The organism is Rhodococcus sp. As11 (genome assembly GCF_048957735.1).
In the GTDB taxonomy this organism is placed as follows: domain Bacteria; phylum Actinomycetota; class Actinomycetes; order Mycobacteriales; family Mycobacteriaceae; genus Rhodococcus; species Rhodococcus gordoniae.
Window position 1 is genome coordinate 40,080 of the sequence record NZ_JARDJE010000003.1, and the last position, 18,159, is coordinate 58,238.

General features: G+C 69.9%; 18 protein-coding genes. 9 read left to right on the top strand and 9 right to left on the bottom strand.

Translation table 11 applies throughout. The features are described from left to right. Window positions 1–121 precede the first annotated feature (121 nt). The 4 genes from PV766_RS04595 (at window position 122) to PV766_RS04610 (ending at window position 4,639) form a co-directional block, all read left to right on the top strand. A complete protein-coding gene (locus tag PV766_RS04595) occupies window positions 122–727 on the top strand; it encodes a hypothetical protein (protein WP_421096505.1) in 606 nt (201 codons plus the stop codon). After that, on the top strand, window positions 724–2,112 hold the full coding sequence (locus PV766_RS04600; RefSeq protein WP_421096506.1) for a hypothetical protein: 1,389 nt from the start codon (window positions 724–726) through the stop codon (window positions 2,110–2,112). Before PV766_RS04595 ends, PV766_RS04600 begins: the two co-directional genes overlap by 4 nt. A gap of 36 nt (window positions 2,113–2,148) precedes the next feature. Beyond that, window positions 2,149–2,529, top strand: a complete 381-nt coding sequence (locus PV766_RS04605; RefSeq protein WP_016932534.1) for a DUF6802 family protein — start codon at window positions 2,149–2,151, stop codon at window positions 2,527–2,529. A gap of 277 nt (window positions 2,530–2,806) precedes the next feature. Then, window positions 2,807–4,639, top strand: coding sequence for a phosphoenolpyruvate carboxykinase (GTP) (locus tag PV766_RS04610; RefSeq protein ID WP_064063962.1), 1,833 nt, complete (start codon window positions 2,807–2,809; stop codon window positions 4,637–4,639). A 61-nt stretch (window positions 4,640–4,700) separates the two neighbouring features. Here PV766_RS04610 and PV766_RS04615 read toward each other — a convergent pair whose 3' ends face one another. The 3 genes from PV766_RS04615 to PV766_RS04625 all read right to left on the bottom strand — a co-directional run bounded on the left by PV766_RS04615 (window position 4,701) and on the right by PV766_RS04625 (window position 6,998). Then, window positions 4,701–5,177, bottom strand: a complete 477-nt coding sequence (locus tag PV766_RS04615; RefSeq protein WP_421096507.1) for a VOC family protein — start codon at window positions 5,175–5,177, stop codon at window positions 4,701–4,703. A 64-nt stretch (window positions 5,178–5,241) separates the two neighbouring features. After that, entirely contained in the window at window positions 5,242–6,411 is a 1,170-nt protein-coding gene (locus PV766_RS04620; RefSeq protein ID WP_421096508.1) for a zinc-dependent alcohol dehydrogenase, read from the bottom strand. Then, window positions 6,411–6,998, bottom strand: a complete 588-nt coding sequence (locus tag PV766_RS04625) for a hypothetical protein (protein ID WP_421096509.1) — start codon at window positions 6,996–6,998, stop codon at window positions 6,411–6,413. Before PV766_RS04625 ends, PV766_RS04620 begins: the two co-directional genes overlap by 1 nt. Before the next feature lie 275 nt (window positions 6,999–7,273). Here PV766_RS04625 and cysK point away from each other — a divergent pair, with 275 nt between their 5' ends. Next, the gene (gene cysK / locus PV766_RS04630; protein WP_016932539.1) at window positions 7,274–8,209 is read left to right on the top strand and encodes a cysteine synthase A; all 936 of its coding nucleotides are present in this window, start codon (window positions 7,274–7,276) and stop codon (window positions 8,207–8,209) included. A gap of 8 nt (window positions 8,210–8,217) precedes the next feature. Continuing rightward, entirely contained in the window at window positions 8,218–8,796 is a 579-nt protein-coding gene (gene epsC, locus PV766_RS04635; RefSeq protein ID WP_016932540.1) for a serine O-acetyltransferase EpsC, read from the top strand. 79 nt (window positions 8,797–8,875) lie between these two features. Here epsC and PV766_RS04640 read toward each other — a convergent pair whose 3' ends face one another. Together PV766_RS04640 and PV766_RS04645 are read right to left on the bottom strand one after the other, a co-directional pair. Further along, window positions 8,876–10,324 (bottom strand): aldehyde dehydrogenase, encoded by a 1,449-nt coding sequence (locus PV766_RS04640; RefSeq protein WP_129975704.1) that lies wholly within the window; start codon window positions 10,322–10,324, stop codon window positions 8,876–8,878. Window positions 10,325–10,463: 139 nt separating this feature from the next. Beyond that, a complete protein-coding gene (locus PV766_RS04645; RefSeq protein ID WP_421096510.1) occupies window positions 10,464–10,943 on the bottom strand; it encodes a nucleoside deaminase in 480 nt (159 codons plus the stop codon). Window positions 10,944–11,053: 110 nt separating this feature from the next. Between PV766_RS04645 and PV766_RS04650 the strand changes: the two genes are divergently transcribed. Continuing rightward, on the top strand, window positions 11,054–11,470 hold the full coding sequence (locus PV766_RS04650) for a hypothetical protein (RefSeq protein WP_064063965.1): 417 nt from the start codon (window positions 11,054–11,056) through the stop codon (window positions 11,468–11,470). A 9-nt stretch (window positions 11,471–11,479) separates the two neighbouring features. Here PV766_RS04650 and PV766_RS04655 read toward each other — a convergent pair whose 3' ends face one another. The 3 genes from PV766_RS04655 to PV766_RS04665 form a co-directional block, all read right to left on the bottom strand. Next, window positions 11,480–11,911 carry a CBS domain-containing protein gene (locus PV766_RS04655; RefSeq protein ID WP_026002933.1) on the bottom strand — a complete coding sequence of 144 codons (432 nt, stop codon included), beginning with the start codon at window positions 11,909–11,911 and terminating at the stop codon, window positions 11,480–11,482. 105 nt (window positions 11,912–12,016) lie between these two features. Next, complete coding sequence (locus PV766_RS04660; protein ID WP_255161731.1) at window positions 12,017–12,919, bottom strand: ROK family protein; 903 nt, start codon at window positions 12,917–12,919, stop codon at window positions 12,017–12,019. Between the two features lie 22 nt (window positions 12,920–12,941). After that, the gene (locus PV766_RS04665; protein ID WP_064063967.1) at window positions 12,942–13,697 is read right to left on the bottom strand and encodes a class I SAM-dependent methyltransferase; all 756 of its coding nucleotides are present in this window, start codon (window positions 13,695–13,697) and stop codon (window positions 12,942–12,944) included. A gap of 186 nt (window positions 13,698–13,883) precedes the next feature. Between PV766_RS04665 and PV766_RS04670 the strand changes: the two genes are divergently transcribed. Continuing rightward, window positions 13,884–15,113: a glycosyltransferase family 4 protein gene (locus PV766_RS04670; RefSeq protein WP_064063968.1), complete on the top strand. Its 1,230-nt coding sequence runs from the start codon at window positions 13,884–13,886 to the stop codon at window positions 15,111–15,113. Here the strand turns inward: PV766_RS04670 and PV766_RS04675 are convergent. Further along, entirely contained in the window at window positions 15,024–16,817 is a 1,794-nt protein-coding gene (locus PV766_RS04675) for a hypothetical protein (protein ID WP_421096511.1), read from the bottom strand. The two genes, PV766_RS04670 and PV766_RS04675, sit on opposite strands and share 90 nt — an antisense overlap. Window positions 16,818–16,859: 42 nt before the next feature. Between PV766_RS04675 and PV766_RS04680 the strand changes: the two genes are divergently transcribed. Then, entirely contained in the window at window positions 16,860–18,149 is a 1,290-nt protein-coding gene (locus PV766_RS04680) for a polysaccharide biosynthesis protein (RefSeq protein WP_421096512.1), read from the top strand. The last annotated feature ends 10 nt before the right edge of the window (window positions 18,150–18,159 follow it).

Below are 18,159 nucleotides of genomic sequence, written 5' to 3' on the forward strand. Positions count from 1 at the left end.
GTATCTCGGGAGTGTGTGGCGGGAGTGACCTGAGGGACCACAGTGTTTTCTCAGGGAAGCATTCGTTCCGCTGCCCACCGGCGGTCTCTCTGCCACAATCTCCGGCGACGATCGGGGGATCATGACGGGGGAGTTGTGGCATCACCTCGCCGCGCAGGTCGAGCAACTCGACGCGCAGGCCGGGCGGGTCCTGCGCAGCGCGCTGGCCCGGCACGCGGCCGCGCTGCGGGTGCAGGTGGCGGGCCGCGCAGGGACCGGCCGCGCGGTGGTCGAGGCGCGGGTCCGGGAGTCGCTGCCGCACGATGCGGCCGCGGGCACGATCGTCGTCGGAGTGGCAGTGGACACACCGGGCGGTCCCGATCCGGTGCTCGACGCCGACCTCGTCGTCCACGTGGTGCCGCGTCGCCTCGACCCGGCCGTCGCGCACCCTGCCGACCGTGCCGCACTCGCGACCGTCGATCCTCGTCGCGTCGTCCTCGTGGTCTCGGGTGGGGCGGATGCCGCGGAGTGCGCCGTCGTCGCCTGTGCGACCGGCGTGGCCCCAGGGCAGGTGGTCGCGGTTCGCGAGGAGGAGCTGTTCGCAGAACTGATCGCCGCGCGTGCGGCCGTCGCCCGGGGGCTCCGCGACGAGGAGCTGGCCCGGGTCGCTGCGGGAATCCCCGCGGCTCCGCAGGTGCGGGAACTCGTCGAACACGCCCTGGATCTGGTGTCGGCGGGATCGCGGTGAATGCAGCCGACGACGTCCTGCGCCGATGGAACCCGCGCGGATGGATGCAACTGCACGAACCACCCGCGACCGGCGTACGGGTCGTCGGAGTGCCCGGTTCCGGCGCCGGCACGCTGGCATCGGAACTGCGGCACCTCGGCGGTGTGGACATCGTGGACGACGGCAGGGCTGCTGCCCAGGGGCCCTCGGATCGGGCCGCGGTCACCCTCGTGGTGTTCGACCCCTCGGCCGTGATCGGACGGACCGAACTCGCACTCGTGCGCGCGGCAGCCGCCGAGTCGATCGAGGTGGTCTGTGCCCTGACGGGCATCGACCGTTACCCCGACCGCCGGGCGGTGCGCGACGCCGACGTCGAGATCCTGCACCGGCACGCACCCTGGCTGCCGCGCGTCGTGGTGCTGCCCGTCTCCGCCGAGGCCGCGCGGCGGGCCCGCGAGCACGATGCGAGCGAGGCCCTTCGGCAGACCGCGTTCGCCGGCTCGGGGATCGTCGAACTGCGGGACGTCCTGGCCGCCGCCGTCCGGTCGTCGCACGACCCGCGACGGGTGCGCACAGCGGTCGTCGCCGCCACACGCCCGATGATCGAGGAGGAGATGGAGCGTCTGAGGACGGAGGACGACGGAGCGGACCTCCGCGCCGAACGCTCCCGCCTCACCACCGCTGCACCACCCGCGACCTCCGGTCCCGACCTGCGCCGACTGCAGGTGATGCTGCTGCACGAGGTCGCGGTGCGGGTGCGGGCGGCATCCACCGATGCGGTCGAGGTGCTCGAGACCGCAGACGGGGACGCGGTGGTCGCGACGATCGACGCCCACCTCGACGATCTGTGCGCGTGGCTCACCGACGAGACGACCCGGATCGCACCGGGCACACCCGGCCCGGAAGCCACCCGCACGTCCCGCCCGCCCGGGACCGCGCGGTCGCTGGAGGACACGCTGACGGTGGTGTTCGGCGCGTCGGCGGGGGCGGGCCTCGGCAGGCTGCTCGTCACTCCGTTCGGGAATCTGCCGGGCTGGATGTCGCTGGTGGTCGCGATCGCGTGCGCGGTCCCGGCGGCGGGCTGGTTGATGCGGGTCCGCAGGCGTATCGCGTACCGGGAACGGATGCGCCGCTGGATCGCCGACGAGCTGGCCACCGTGCGCGCGGAGCTCGACAGCCGGATCCGGACCCGCATCCACGAGACGGAACTGCAGTCCACCGCGCTCGCGATCGCCGCGCGCGACCGGCACGCGACCCGCGTGCGCGAGCGCATCGCGGCGATCGACGAGGAGATCACTCGTCGCCGCGGGGAACGGCGCGCCCGCATCGCGGCGTGCGAACGCGACCTCGCGGCGCTCGGACACGACCCGGAACCGCGGGATGCCGGCGTGCGTCGAACCGGATAGAAGCGATCCGGCGACCGCCGGGTCGGAAAGGAAACGATGGCCGAACTCGCCGGCGGATCGGGCGGACCGCCCCATCCGTTCACCGATCCGTTCGATCCTTCCGTGTTCGACCCCTCCGAGGTGGCTGCCTGGGCCGATGCCCTCGATCCGGCCACCGACCTCGACGGCGACGGTGTTGCCGAGACGGTGGTCGCCGACAGTGAGCGCTGGGGAGACGGCGGCGACCGGGGCGACGGTCTCGTGGTCGCCACCGACACCGATCTGGACGGCAGCAGCGACCGTCTGTCGGTGATCGCGGACGACGGACGCTACGGAGTGTGGGAATACTGTCGCGAGCTGGACGGATCGGGTCGCTGGAGTCGTCTCGACACAGGTAGCCTGGAATACGACGTACACCACGGAGAAGGGTCGAAGTGATTCATCTCCGGCTGCGTAGCAGGGGGAGGGGACGGTATTGTGCGCACGCTCTGAATCGTTTCTGTGAGATTTCCGACCGGCCCCGAGTGACGCCGGTCGGTCTTCCGACGTTAACCTCTATGAAAAGGACATCCGGCGCCTACTTCGCCGTTCGGCCACGGACGAAGTAGGTGGTACCCCTGCCGAGAGGGGAAAGCCCGGATCTGCCATCGTCTGCACCGACAAAGTGCAGGTCGGCGGCGGGATCCGGTTCCGGGCACACCCCAGGAGAGTTTTGATGACCTCAGCGACCATTCCCGGTTTGAACGGTACCGACGACAAGCTTCCGACCCAGCATGCCGAGTTGCTTGCCTGGGTCCAGGAGATTGCCGAGCTCACCCAGCCCGATCGCGTCGTATGGGCCGACGGCTCCGATGAGGAATGGGACCGTCTGACTTCTCTGCTGGTGGAGGCCGGCACCTTCACACGTCTGAACGACGAGAAGAAGCCGAACTCCTTCCTCGCGAACTCGGATCCGTCCGATGTCGCCCGTGTCGAGTCGCGCACGTTCATCTGCTCGGAGAACGAGATCGACGCCGGCCCCACCAACAACTGGATGGCGCCCGACGAGATGCGCGCCACGATGACCGAGCTGTACCGCGGCTGCATGCGCGGACGCACCCTGTACGTCGTTCCGTTCTGCATGGGCCCGCTCGGTGCCGACGACCCGAAGCTCGGCGTCGAGCTCACCGACTCGGAGTACGTCGTCGTCTCGATGCGCATCATGACCCGCATGGGCACCGCGGCTCTCGAGAAGCTCGGCACCGACCGTCCGTTCGTCAAGGCGCTGCACTCGGTGGGTGCGCCGCTCGAGGCCGGTCAGCAGGATGTCCCGTGGCCGTGCAACGACACCAAGTACATCACCCACTTCCCCGAGACCCGTGAGATCTGGAGCTTCGGCTCCGGTTACGGCGGCAACGCCCTGCTCGGCAAGAAGTGCTACTCGCTGCGTATCGCGTCGGCGATGGCCCACGACGAGGGCTGGCTCGCCGAGCACATGCTGATCCTCAAGCTCATCTCCCCCGAGGACAAGGCGTACTACGTCGCCGCGGCGTTCCCGTCGGCGTGCGGCAAGACCAACCTCGCGATGATCCAGCCGACCATCCCCGGCTGGCGCGCCGAGACCCTCGGCGACGACATCGCGTGGATGCGCTTCGGTAAGGACGGCCGTCTCTACGCCGTCAACCCGGAGTTCGGCTTCTTCGGCGTCGCTCCGGGCACCAGCGCGGATTCGAACCCGAACGCGATGGCCACCATCGAGGCCGGCAACACCATCTACACCAACGTCGCGAAGACCGACGACGGCGACATCTGGTGGGAGGGCATCGGCGGCGAGACCCCGGCGCACCTCACCGACTGGCTGGGCAACGACTGGACCCCCGAGTCCGGCACCAACGCCGCGCACCCGAACTCGCGTTACTGCACCCCGATGTCGCAGTGCCCGATCCTCGCTCCCGAGTGGGACGACCCGCAGGGTGTGCCGATCTCGGCGATCCTGTTCGGCGGACGCCGCAAGACGACGGTGCCCCTCGTGAGCCAGTCCTTCGACTGGCAGCACGGCACCTTCCTCGGCGCGACCCTGTCGTCCGAGCAGACCGCCGCGGCCGAGGGCAAGGTCGGTAGCGTCCGTCGCGACCCGATGGCGATGCTGCCGTTCCTCGGCTACAACGCCGGCGACTACCTGAACCACTGGATCACGCTCGGCAAGAACGCCGACGAGGACAAGCTGCCGAAGATCTTCTACGTCAACTGGTTCCGTCGTGGCGACGACGGCCGCTTCCTGTGGCCCGGCTTCGGCGAGAACTCGCGCGTGCTCAAGTGGATCGTCGACCGTATCGAGAACAAGGCCGGCGCGCAGTCCACGCCGATCGGCTACGTTCCCACCGCCGCCGACCTCACGCTCGACGGTCTCGATGTCGAGCCCGCCGACGTCGACGAGGCCCTGAAGGTCGATGTCGACGAGTGGAAGGCCGAGATCGACGGCATCGCCGAGTGGTTCGACTTCCTCGGCGAGAAGGTGCCCGCGGGCATCCGCGACGAGTTCGAGGCACTGAAGCAGCGCCTGGGCTGATTCGATCCTGTTACGGCAGATGCCCGCTTCCGGTACCTCCGGAAGCGGGCATCGTCGTCCTTCACGAGTTCTGCTGCGCCACCCACTCGTCGAGTCGTCGCTGCGCCTCTTCGGCCGGAACGTTCTCGACCCGCGTCATCACGGCCCAGCGGTGACCGAAGGGATCGAGGATCGAGGCGAACCGGTCGCCGGTCACGAAGGTCGACGGCTCCTCGAACACCCGGGAACCGAGGGTGACGGCTCGCGCGAACACGGCGTCGACGTCCGTGCAGTACAGCACGTACGAATGGTCGACGTCGTTCGTTCCGGCGGGCGTGTGCAGACCCATCTCGGGATGCGGATCGCTCAATTGCATTCGGCCGTTGCCGAAGTCGAGTTCGGCATGCACGACCTTCCCGTCGGGGCCGTCCATCCGGTCGACGACGGTCGCTCCGAACGCCTCGCAGTAGAAGTCGATCGCGCGTCCTCCGTCGTGGACGACGAGGAAGGGGGTGAGGGAGGTGTATCCCTCGGGGACCGGATTCACCGAATTCGTCATGGTGCCAGTGTCGGACGGCGACCGTGCGCTCGTATTGTAGAAATCCGACCGGTGAGGATCCGGCTCACGGACGGAAGACCGCGCGCAGGCAGTCGTCCTCCTTGTTCTCGAACATCTCGTATCCGCGTACCGCCTCGGTGAGCGGAAGGTCGTGCGTCATGAGCCAACTCGGGTCCAGCCTGTTCTCGAGGACGTGCTCGAACAGGGTGGGCATGTACCGCTGGCCGTGTTGCTGTGCCGTCCGCAACGTGAGGCTCTTGTTCGTCAGGACGGCCATCGGGAACTTGTCGGTGACACCGTAGATGCCGAGCACCGACACCACACCGCCCTTGCCGCAGGACAGGATCGCCTCCCGCAGGGAGGTCGCGCGGTCGCTCTCCATCCGCAGTGCCTGCTTGACCTTGTCGTAGGCCTGCATGACGCCGGTGCCGTGGCCTTCCATGCCCACCGCGTCGATACACGCGTCCGGTCCGCGCCCACCGGTGCTCTCGCGTAGCGTCTCGTAGACGCTGTCGACCTCGGTGTAATCCACCGTCTCGGCGCCGACCTTCTTCGTGGCGCGGTCGAGGCGATCGCGGAAACGGTCGATCACGATCACCCTGTCGGCACCCATGATCCTCGCGCTCGCCGCGGCCATGAGACCGACAGCGCCGGCGCCCCAGACCGCCACGGTGTCACCCGGGGAGATGTCGCAGAAATCGGCACCCATATATCCCGTCGGCACCGCGTCCGACAGGAACAGGGCCTGTTCGTCACCGACACCCTCGGGGATCCGGAAGCAGTTGACGTCGCCGAAGGGCACGCGGATGTATTCGGCGTGCGAACCCTGATACCCGCCGAAAGGATGGGTGTACCCGTAGATGCCGCCGGTGGGATAGCCGAGCAGAGGCTGCTGCATGGCGGCGTTCGGATTGGTGGTGTCGCACGCGGCGTGCAGTCCGTCGGCACAGTACGGGCACGTCCCGCATCCGATGAACGACGGCACGACCACCCGGTCGCCGACGTGCACCGAGGTCACCTCCGGGCCGGTTTCGACGATCTCGCCCATGAACTCGTGGCCGATCACGTCGCCCTCGCGCATCCCCGGTAGGTAACCGCCGAGAAAGTGCAGATCGGAACCGCAGGTCGTGGTGAGGCGGACCTTCACGATCACGTCGTGCGGATTGACCAGTCCGGGATCGTCTACCGTCTCGACCGACAACTCGTTCACGCCCATCCAGCACAGGGCTCGCATCAGGCGTCTCCTTCCGATTCGCGGGCACTCGGACTGCTCTGCAGGGTGGGGATCTCGCCGGTCTGCATGAGGGCGCGCGCACGGTAGAGGGCGGTGAAGGTCCACGCGCCGGTGACCAGGTCGGGAGCGGGAACCTGGGCGCGCAGCGTCATCGCGGTACTGCCGCGCGGTGCGTCGGACACCGCGAGGACCACTCGGGGGCCCGGCGTGTCCGCGTCGTCCTCTCCGACGAATGCGAGCCCCTCCGAGGTGACATCGACCCGGGTGTCCCAGATCGTGGACCTGCCGGCGACGTCCCAGGTCCAGCGCAGACGGTTCGCCTCGACCGTCTCGACCCGCACGTGGTCGCCGAACACTCTGCTCAGGTTCTCGGGATCCCGCCAGAACTGCATGACCTGCGCCCGCAGAGCCGTCACGGTCACCGTCTGCGGTTTCCGCGCGTCGACGGGCCGGTCCCCGGCGCGCCGGACGAGTCCACCGACCGTGTGGCCGGCATGGTTCACCGCCCTGCCCGCGTTGTCGACGACTCTGCTCGCGTTCTCCGCGACCTTGCTCGCGTTCTGCACGACTCTGCCGAAATCGACCACCGTCGTCTCCTCACCGGTACGGACGGACAGGGACCGCCGGTCGCCGGATCGGAGGACGAACGCCACAGTGGGCGTCGGGAAGATCGAGGCGGCCGCTGACGTTGAGTACCCGTGTACGCCGGACCGACACACCGTCGCCGCACTGTGCCCGCGCATGCGCGTGACCGGGGCGGGTGCACGGCTCCCCGGCTGCACAGCACGTATCAGCGAATGATGCAATGGTGTGACGGAAACGACCCGGTCGTCGCTACGACCGCTAGGAGGGATCGGCCCATATGAGCGGTATCTACAACAATGTCACCGAGCTGGTCGGGCGCACCCCGATCGTCAAGCTCAACCGTCTGACCGAGGGGTCCGGCGCGACGGTCGCCGTGAAGCTCGAGTTCTACAACCCGGCGAACAGCGTCAAGGACCGTATCGGCGTCGCGATCATCGACGCGGCCGAGAAGTCCGGTGAGCTGAAGCCCGGCGGCACGATCGTCGAGGGCACCTCCGGCAACACCGGCATCGCGCTCGCGATGGTCGGCGCTGCACGCGGCTACAAGGTCATCCTCACGATGCCCGAGACGATGTCCACCGAGCGTCGCGTCATGCTTCGCGCCTACGGCGCCGAGATCGTCCTCACCCCCGGCTCCGAGGGCATGAAGGGTGCCGTCGCGAAGGCCGAGGAGATCGTCGCGAACACCGAGAACGCGATCCTCGCCCGCCAGTTCGGCAACCCCGCGAACCCGGAGATCCACTACAACACCACCGGTGAGGAGATCTGGAAGGACACCGCCGGTGAGGTCGACATCTTCGTGGCCGGCATCGGTACGGGCGGCACCATCACGGGCGCGGGCCGCAGGCTCAAGGAGTACAAGCCGGACGTGAAGGTCGTCGGTGTCGAGCCGGTCGACTCGCCGATCCTCAACGGTGGCGAGCCCGGACCGCACAAGATCCAGGGCATCGGCGCGAACTTCGTGCCCGACGTGCTCGACCGCGAGGTCTACGACGAGATCGTCGACGTCTCGTTCGAGGATTCGATTCGTATCGCGCGCGATCTGGGCACCCAGGAAGGCATTCTCGGCGGCATCTCGTCGGGTGCGATCGTCTGGGCGGCCCTCGAGCTGGCGAAGCGTCCCGAGAACGCCGGCAAGCTGATCGTCGCCGTCGTCTGCGACTTCGGTGAGCGGTACATCTCCACCCCGCTGTTCGAACACATCCGGGACTGATCGCCGTCGTGGGTATCCTGCACACTCTGCGGGAGGATCTGCAGTCTGCGCGCGGCCACGATCCGGCCGCGCGCAGCGACGCGGAGAACGCCGTCGTCTACTCGGGGCTGCACGCGATCTGGTCGCACCGCATCGCGCACCGGATGTGGCAGGTGCCCGCGCTGAAGGGACCTGCGCGGATCCTCGCGCAGTTCACCCGATTCCTCACCGGCATCGAGATCCATCCCGGCGCGACCATCGGGCGGCGTTTCTTCATCGACCACGGTATGGGCGTGGTCATCGGCGAGACGGCCGAGATCGGCGACGACGTGATGCTCTACCACGGCGTGACGCTCGGCGGCCGGTCGCTGGCGAAGGAGAAGCGTCATCCGACGCTGGGCAACCGGGTCACCGTCGGAGCAGGGGCGAAGGTCCTCGGCCCGGTCGTGATCGGGGACGACAGCGCGATCGGTGCCAACGCCGTGGTCACCCACGACGTGCCGGCGGATTCGATCGCCACGGGCATTCCCGCGACCGTCCGATCCCGCAAGAAGCACGAACCGCTCGTGGATCCGACGACCTACATCGATCCCGCCATGTACATCTGAGGTCGTGCCCTGTCGAGGGGGAGGGTACGTGGGTTCTCGTCGGAGAACTCGCACATACCCTCCCCCTCGACGTACGGGATCAACCCTCGTAGCCGGGCGGGTAGAGCACGGACTTCAGCTCGCAGAACGCCTCGAGTCCTTCGGGGCCGTTCTCGCGTCCGATGCCGGAATTCTTGAATCCACCGAACGGTGAACCGGGATCGAAGGCGTACCAGTTGATTCCGTAGGTACCGGTGCGCACGCGCGACGCGATCTCGAGGCCCTTCTCGACGTCGGTGGTGTACACGGAACCGGCGAGGCCGTAATCGGAGTCGTTGGCGATCTTCACCGCTTCGTCGACGCTGTCGTAGGGCAGCACGCACAGCACCGGGCCGAAGATCTCCTCGCGGGCGATGGTCATCGAGTTGTCGACGTCGGCGAAGATCGTCGGCTCGACGAAGTAGCCCTTGTCGAGGTGCGCCGGACGGCCACCGCCGATCACGATGCGGGCGCCCTCCTCCGTGCCCTTGGCGATGTAGCCCTCGACGCGGTCGCGCTGCTTGGCGGAGATCAGCGGACCGATCTGTGCGGCCTCGTCGCCGGGAGGCCCGACGGGGAAGAACGCGGTTGCGCCGGCGACCTTCTCGACGACCTCGTCGTAGCGGGAACGGGGAGCCAGGATGCGCGTCTGGCCGACACAGGCCTGGCCGGTGTTGATCAGCCCCGACATCACCAGCATGGCGACGGTGGAGTCGAGGTCGGCGTCCTCGAGGATGATGGCCGCGGACTTGCCGCCGAGTTCGAGCGAGCAGCGCTTGAGATTGCGCGCCGCGATCTCGCCGATGTGCTTGCCCACCGCGGTCGACCCGGTGAAGGTGATCTTGTCGATGTCCGGATGGGACACGAGGCTCTCGCCGGTGTCCGCGCCGCCCGGAACCACCGACAGCACGCCTTCGGGAAGACCGGCCTCGGTGAAGATCTCGGCGAGGAGGTTCACGGCCAGCGGGGCCTCGGGGGCAGGCTTGAGCACCACGGTGCATCCGGCGAGCAGTGCGGGTGCGATCTTGTTCGCGCACAGGAACAGCGGCACGTTCCACGCGATGACGGCGGCGACGACGCCGACGGGTTCGCGGGTGACGCGGGTGCGGCCGAACGAGCCGACCCGTTCCTCGACCCAGTTGAACGAATCGGCCAGTCCGGCATAGAAATTCAGCGTCCCGAGGGCCGGCGTCATCTGCACCATCTGGACGGAGGGGCCCGGCTGGCCGAGTTCGGAACCGAGGACGGCGGCGATCTCGTCGTTGCGTTCCTCGATGAGCGCGACGGCTCTGGCGAGCACCTGCGCGCGTTCGGCCGGCGACGTGCGCGGCCACGGTCCGTCGTCGAAGGCGCGCCGGGCGGCGGCGACCGCGGCGTCGACGTCCTTCGGTCCTGCGACCGGCACGGAGCCGACCCGCTCCTCGGTGGCGGGGGAGAACACCTCGAGTCTCTCGTCGGTCGACGGTGCCACCCATTCGCCGCCGATGAACAACTTGTCGTAGTCGGTCATGTCTTCCTCATCCGTTGCTGTGTGCTCACGTCTCGGATCTCGCGGCCGTCGGGCGCGCCGCGGTGCTGTGACCCCGAACACTAGAACACGTTACAGCCTGAGGCCAGGGGGTCACCAGATCCGATGGGACCGGACGGCCTCACTCCCCGAGGTGGCAGCGCCGGTGCAGCAGGCGGATCTCCTGTTCGAGTTCGGGAGCGGGCCCGTCGACGACAGCATCCGGCACGACCTCACGGATCGGCAGCGGACGGACCGGGGCCGGAGCCACGCCCATCTCGTCGAGCCACCGGACGAGTTGCTCGGAGGACGTCGCGTAGACGATCCGCCCCAGGCCGACCCAGCCGTGCGCGGCCGCGCACATCGGGCAGTGCTCACCGGAGGTGTAGACGGTGGCGATGGCGCGCCGGTCGGGCTCGAGATGTTCGGCCGCCCACCGCGCGAGCTCGAACTCGGGGTGCCGGGTGCTGTCGCCGCCTGCGACGCGGTTGCGGTCCTCGGCCAGGACCTCGCCGTCCGCGTCGACCAGCACCGACCCGAACGGCTCGTCACCGGTCGAGACCGCCTCCTCCGCGAGTTCGACGCACCGCCGCAGATACTGCAGATCCGTGTCGTTCACCATGGATGTCTCCTTCCTCCCTCGGCTGCACAGTAGAGCGGGGGAGGAGCCGGGTGGCGCGAATCGGCGACCGTCACCACACTGGAGGGTGCCCAACGGTCAGGAGACACGACATGGCGGAGAACAATCCGTTCGGATTCGACCCCGAAGATCTCGACCGCGTGGTGCGGGAGGCCGGAGAGGAACTGCGGGAGCTGAAGGACCGCATCTTCTCGTTCCTCGAGCCACCTGCGGCGCCGACGCGCACGCAGCCACGGCCCGAGACCACCGGTGAGAAGGGCGACGGGGTCTGGGTCGTCTACACCACCGACGACGACGGCGTCGCCCGCGTCGACCAGGTTCATCGCACCGAACTGGACGCGCTGCGCACACTCAAGGGCAACACCGATCCGCGACGCTCGGTGCGGTTCCTGCCCTACGGGATGAGCGTGAGCATCCTCGACCGCCCGAGCGTCACCGAGGACGGGGCCGGCCAGGACGGTGCCACCGAGGACGCTGCTCCCGGCGACGACGCGACCGGCGAGAACTGACCCGGAGGTTCACCCACCGTCGTGGATGTACGAGGCGAGCTGGTCGCGCTCGGTCTGTAGCTCGTCGATGCGGCTCTTGACCACGTCGCCGATACTGACGATCCCGACCAGCCGAGCGTCGACCACGACCGGCAGGTGCCGGATCCGTTGTTCGGTCATGGTCTCGGCGAGACTGTCGACCGAATCGCTGGGCAGGCAGGTCGTCACCGTCCGGGACATCAGTTCGTGTGCCGGTGCCGCAAGGATCGACGGGCCGCGTTCGTGCAGGGCGCGTACGACGTCGCGTTCGGTGACGATGCCGGCGACGGTCTTACCCTCGCACACCACCATCGCGCCGATGTTGAACCGCGCGAAATCGCCGATGAGTTCGCACACCGTGGTGCCGGGCGCGACCGTGTGCACCGCCGAGCCCTTGTTCCGCAAAATGTCAGCAATCCGCATCCGGTACCGCCGATCCGCTCGCAGAGCATCCCGGCGGACCGCCACAGTTTCCGCCGGGACTCCGATGTGGTCCTCAGAGTAGGCCGGAAAGCACGGCGTGCCCGGTCAGGTTATCCAGTCGTGACCTGCAGCGACGATCGCGGCGCCGGTGAGAGTGCCCACGGCGCCGAGTTCGGCGGGGACGATCCGCAGGTCCTGCACGAACCTCAAGCGGGCGTGCCGGGCTGCCGACGCGAGCATGGGCCGCCACAGGTGACCGCCCGACTGCGCGAAGCCCCCGCCGACGACCACTCGTCCCACGTCCACCAGTGCGGCCGCCGACGCGATGGCCTGGCCCAGCGCCGTCCCGGCTCGTTCGAGTGCCGCTGCGGCGACGCCGACTCCGGCCTCGGCGTCCGCAGCGAGCGCAACGCCGTCGGGCCCTTGCCAGCCGTGGGCACGGGCCCAGCGCACCGCCGACGGGCCGCTCGCCACCGTCTCGATGCAGCCGACGCCCCCGCACGCGCACACCGTCGTACCGTAGGGCGAGACCACGTGCCCGATATGGCCGGCATTGCCGGTGCGGCCACGCACGATCCGGCCACCGAGTACCAGACCTCCACCGATACCGGTGCCCAGCACGACGCCGAGCAGGTCGGCGACGTCGCGTCCGGCCCCGAAGCGCTGCTCGGCCAGGGTCGCTGCGGCGCCGTCCATCACCAGGTCCACCCGGGCGCCGGGGAACAGGCCGCGCACGGCGTCGACGAGTGCGAAGCCGGAACTCCACTCGGAGATGTTGATCGGGCCGATCGTGCCGGTCGTCGTGTCTACCGGCCCTGCCGCGGCAATTCCCACGGCGGTCACCGGCCCGGCGCCGATCTCTTCGACCTGCCGTAGCAGTCCCGCGCACGCGCCCCACACGTCGTTCGAGGGGACCGGCACGGACCGGGCTTCGAGCGGGGTGCCGTCGTCGGCGGCGACGGCCGCGGCGAGCTTGGTGCCGCCGACGTCCAGGGCCAATGCGGTCATGGCCACGACATTAAGCGACCGGTCAGCGACGCCGCAGGACCAGTACCAGGTTGCTGACGAGGAACTCCCGGACGCCGGGCACGTGCACGAGCCACCACGCCCACCTCGGGTGATAGCGGGGAAACGCCGCGAGCAGTTCGCCGTCCGGTGTCGAGCGTGCCCAGCGCAGGCCGTCGTCGGCGCCGACGTCGAACAGCGACACCCCGTACCGGTTCTTCGGTTCCCGGCCGTGCTTGCGGGCGTAACGCCTGGCCGCGTACTCGCCTCCGAAGGCGTGCCACGGACCGGTCTCGTGCCCACCGAACGGACCCCACCACAGGGTGTACGACAGCACCATCAGCCCGCCGGGGCGCGTGACGCGCAGCATCTCGTCGGCCATCGCCCACGGCGTCGCGACGTGTTCGGCGACGTTCGACGAGAAGCACACGTCGACCGCTCCGGTCCGCAGCGGCAACGCCAGCCCGGAGCCGCGGATCGCGCCGCCCACCTGCAGACCGGCGGCGTGCATCTCCGACGGGTCGGGCTCGATCGGAACGTACCGGGATCCCACTTCGGTGAATGCGTCGGCGAAGTATCCGGGACCACCACCGACGTCGACGACCGTGGTTCCCGTCAGATCCGTGCCGGTCAGACCCGTGTAGAGGTCGCCGATCAGATCGACGGTGTCGCGGGCGAGACCGCCGTAGAACTTCTCCGGTGCCGTCTGCTCGAACCGGAAGCTGCCGAGCAACCCCGCGGAACGGCGCAGTGTGGCGCGGCGGGCGAACAGCCGGGTCACGTCGGTGCGGGGTGGTGTCGTCGAAGGCACGTCCAGTCACCTTAGTGCTGCGCTTGTACTCGTCCCTCACCTGTCGCCGACGGGCACCCGCTACTGTGTCCCTGTCATCGTCCGAGTCACATCTGCCCGGCCGGGTGGTCGAGTCGACACCGGCAGGCTGGTCGAGTCACTACAGGGGGTCGCCGCGTGCGGGAGGTTCTGCTGCTCTGCTGGCGCGACAGCGGGCATCCGCAGGGGGGCGGCAGCGAGCGGTATCTCGAACAGGTCGGAGCGCAGCTCGCGGCGCGCGGCGTCCGGGTCGTCCTGCGAACCGCCGCATACCCCGGCGCCGCGAAGCGCGACCGCATCGACGGCATCACCGTCAGCCGCGGCGGAGGACGGCTCACCGTCTATCCGCGCGCACTCGCCGCGATCCTCGCAGGCAGGTGCGGTGTCGGTCCCCTCGCCGGTGTCCGCCCCGACGCCGTGATCGACACCCAGAACGGCATCCCCTTCTTCGCGCGGCTCGTCGCCGGCGCGCCGGTCACGGTGCTCGTGCACCACTGCCATCGTGAGCAGTGGCCGGTCGCGGGCAGACTGATGGCCACGCTCGGCTGGTGGATCGAGTCGTCGCTGTCGCCGCGCGTGCACCGCCGCAACCAGTACCTCACCGTCTCGCTCCCGTCCGCCGACGAGCTGCGCGCTCTCGGTGTCGACCGGGAGCGGATCGCGGTGGTCCGCAACGGCGTCGACGCCGTCCCCGCCGGTGTCGCGGCGGGTGGCGACGACACGCGAACGGCCCATCCCAGCATGTGCGTCCTCTCGCGGCTGGTGCCGCACAAGCAGATCGAGGATGCCCTCGCCGCGGTCGCGGCGCTGCGCGGCACCGTTCCGGGCCTGCACCTCGACGTCATCGGCGGCGGCTGGTGGGAACAGAACCTCCGCGATGCGGCCGCCGAACTCGGTATCGGCGACGCCGTCACCTTCCACGGCCACGTCGACGAAGAGCGGAAACACGAATTGCTCTCGCGCTCATGGGTTCACGTGATGCCCTCGCGTAAGGAGGGGTGGGGACTCGCGGTGGTCGAAGCCGCCCAGCACGGCGTGCCCACCATCGGCTACCGCAGCTCCAGAGGACTCACCGACTCGATCATCGACGGCGTCACCGGTCTGCTCGTCGACTCGCCCGCCGAACTGACCGCCGCCGTCGCCGATCTGCTCGCCGACGCGGACCGTCGTCGTCAGCTCGGCAACAAGGCCCGCATCCGTGCCGGCGAATTCTCGTGGGAGGCCACGGGTGAGGGTGTCCACGAGGTCCTGTCCGTCACGACCTTCGGGCACACCGTCTCAGGACTGTTCCCGCGCGCCGACGAGCCGTCGTCTCTCACCGATCCGCTGCCCGAGCGCACATCCAGCGCCGCCGGCCAGTACCAGTAGCCACATCACGTGCGCCCCGACCGCCGGCGCCCGGTGGGGTGACGGCGGCGAGGTGACCCCTTCCACCCGGTACAGGCTCAGATCCTCGTCGCGGTAGGCAGTGCCGAGAGCTCCGAGCGTGCTCTGCGCGTCGCCGAGAGCTCCGAGCGTGCTCTGCGCGTCGCCGAGTTCGCCCGGCGTGCCGTGCTCGACGAGCACCCAGCCCACCCCGCGGGCGGCGAGCGCACCCGGGTCCGCACCGGACGACAACAGGGCCTCGACGTCCGCCGCGCGGCGACCCTCACCGTCGACGCTGCCGTCGGCGACGACGAGAGTTCCGGTCTGCAGGACGTCGGCGCGCAGCATCCGCGGGGACGGATCGAGAACCGGCACCGGGCCGGAGAAGTCGAAGACCCGGAACATGCCCGCGGGCAGAACGGCCACATCGCCGTCGCCGGCCGTCACGAGCTGCGACACCCGCTCCCAGCCCGCCGGATACCGCACGGGCCGTAATTGCCCGCCGACACCCCACACCAGGTCGGGGAGCGCGACCAGCACGGTGACGATCGCGGCCGCCGCCCACACCGGTTCGGGCGCCGCGAAGCGCCGCGCGAGGGCCGTCGTGCCGGCGGCCGCGGCGAGCGCGTAGGCGGGCATCGCCCACGCGACCCACTTCTGGGTGTCGCGCAGCAGTCCGGCGCCGGGAACGTGCACCATCGCCCATTCGCCGAGGGCGAGTCCCGGGCCGGTCGCGGCGAGCGCGACGACGAGCACCGCGAGGACGGCCGGCGCGACGAGCGCGACGATCACGGGATTGCCGCGCCGGCGCCACAGTGCCGGCACACCGCACGCCACCACTGCGAGCAGCAGCAGGGTGCCCACCGGCGCCCATCCCGTCGTGCGCGAGGCGGGGACGGCATCGGCGTTCCAGATCCCACCGAGCCCCGCCACCGAACCGATCGTGCCGAGAAGGGGTTCGGCCCGCGCGGCGAACGCACGCACACCGGCGGGATCTGCTTCGGTGCCGCCCCCGGCGAGCGCCGTCGCCACCAGCCACGGCAGCGACACCGTGACACCCAGGGCGAGCGCGGTGCCCACCCGCGGCAGCACCCGCGTCCGTCCACCGGGGGCGGCGAGGACAGCGCATGCCGTCACGATCGCCAGCAGCGCGCCGGTCGGGGTCAGGCCTGCGGCAGCCAGGCAGACTGCCGTCGATGCCCACCCGCCGCGTCGGCGTCGCCGGATCGCGACGGCCGCACAGATCGTCCACGGCAGCGCGGCATACCCGGCGAGCAGACTCCAGTGCCCCTGCAACAACCGCTCGGCGACGTACGGATTCCAGATCGCCACCGTCGCCGCCACGAGCCGGGCACCGGTGCCACTCGTGGGCAGCACCACCGCGACCAGCCGTGCCGCCCCCCATCCCGCGGCCCACAACGACGCGGCCAGAAGTGCCGTGACCGCGACACCGCCGTCGACGACGGTGCTCACCCACGCCAGCAGGGCGTCCTGCGGCACCGCGCGGGCCGCGGCGTCGGACAGTCCGAGTGCGGAATCGGTCGGGAACGACCGGGGAGTGCTCACCGCGTCGCGGAAGAGCAGGTAGCCGGGGGAGACGAGGAACGGACCGAGCACCGCGACGGTCAGCGCCAGCGACCACACCGCGGGCGCTGCCGCCGGCAGTGCCGCCCGGATGGGCATGCGGGACGACTCCGGGCGTGGCATGGCGGCAGAATACGGTGTCGTTCCGGATGGGAGGATGAGCGGATGCCGCGAACACCCCGACGCGCGTCGGAGGGCGCCGAGACCACCCGTGGTTCGACGACGGGTACCGCCGTCACGGGCATGACGTTGGTGACGGTCGGCGCGATGACCGCGAACCTCGCGTCGTATCTGCTGCACCTGCCGGCGGGACGCTGGCTCGGGCCCGCCGGATACGGCGAGTTCGCGAGCCTGCTCGCCGCACAACTCGTCCTCGCCGTGCCGGCCCTGGCGTTGCAGACGGTCGTCGCCCGGGAGGCCGTGCACGGCACGGGTACCGCCGCTCTGCGCCGTCTCGGTTACCGCTGCGCCGTGCTGGCCTTCGTCGTCGCGATGCTCCTCGTGCCCGTCGTGGCGTGGGCGCTCGACACGAGCGTCGGGGGAGCGTTCGGATCGCTCCTCACCGCACCGCTGCTCGTCCTGCTCGCCGCCGAACAGGGTCTGCTCCAGGGGCGGGGCAGGTTCGCTGCGCTCAGTGTCGTCCTGGCCGCCGCAGGCATCGCGAAGGTGGTGCCGGCGGTCGCTGTGCTCGCCGTCGGAGGCGGTCCCGGCGCCGCGCTGTTCGCCGGTGCGATCGGGACAGGTGTGGTCGCGCTGGCCGCGCGCGCGCTGGTGGGCCGGACGTCCGGTGGCGGGCAGGAGCCGGCCCCGACCGCGGGGGCGGTTCTGCGTGCCTCCCAGGTGCAGCTGGCCCTCATCGCGCTCACCTCGCTCGACCTGCTGCTCGCCCGCACGCTGCTCGACCCCGATTCCGCCGGCCTGTACGCCCTGGGAGCGGTCGCCACGAAGGTCGCCTTCTGGCTGCCGCAGGCGGTCGGGGTGGTGCTCTATCCGCGGATGGCGAACCCTGCGCAGTCGGCGGCCGCGGTGCGCTCGGCCCTCACGGTCCTCGTCGCGATCGGCGCAGTGCTCGTCGCCGGGGCCGCGATCTGCGGGCCGCTCGTCCCGATGCTCGTCGGCGACGCCTACGGCCCTGTGCAGTCGCTGCTGTGGCTGTTCGCGCTGCAGGGCGCCTGTCTCGCGGTGCTCCAGGGCGCGCTGCTGTCGGCGATCGCCGGGGAGCGCACCCATCTCGCGCTCGTCGCGTGGGCGGGTCTCGCCCTCGAGGCGGTGCTGATGTTCACGGTGGCGTCGACCCTGCGGCAGTTCGTCGGCGTCGCCGTCGGGGTGGCCGCCGCGACCGCCGCGGTGGTCGCGGTACTCGCTCTGCGCGGTGCTGCAGTGGCCCAGTCGTCCACGGACGACGCAGCGACCCGGTCGCACGCGAACGACACCGCCCCCCACCGGGATCGGTGAGGGGCGGCTC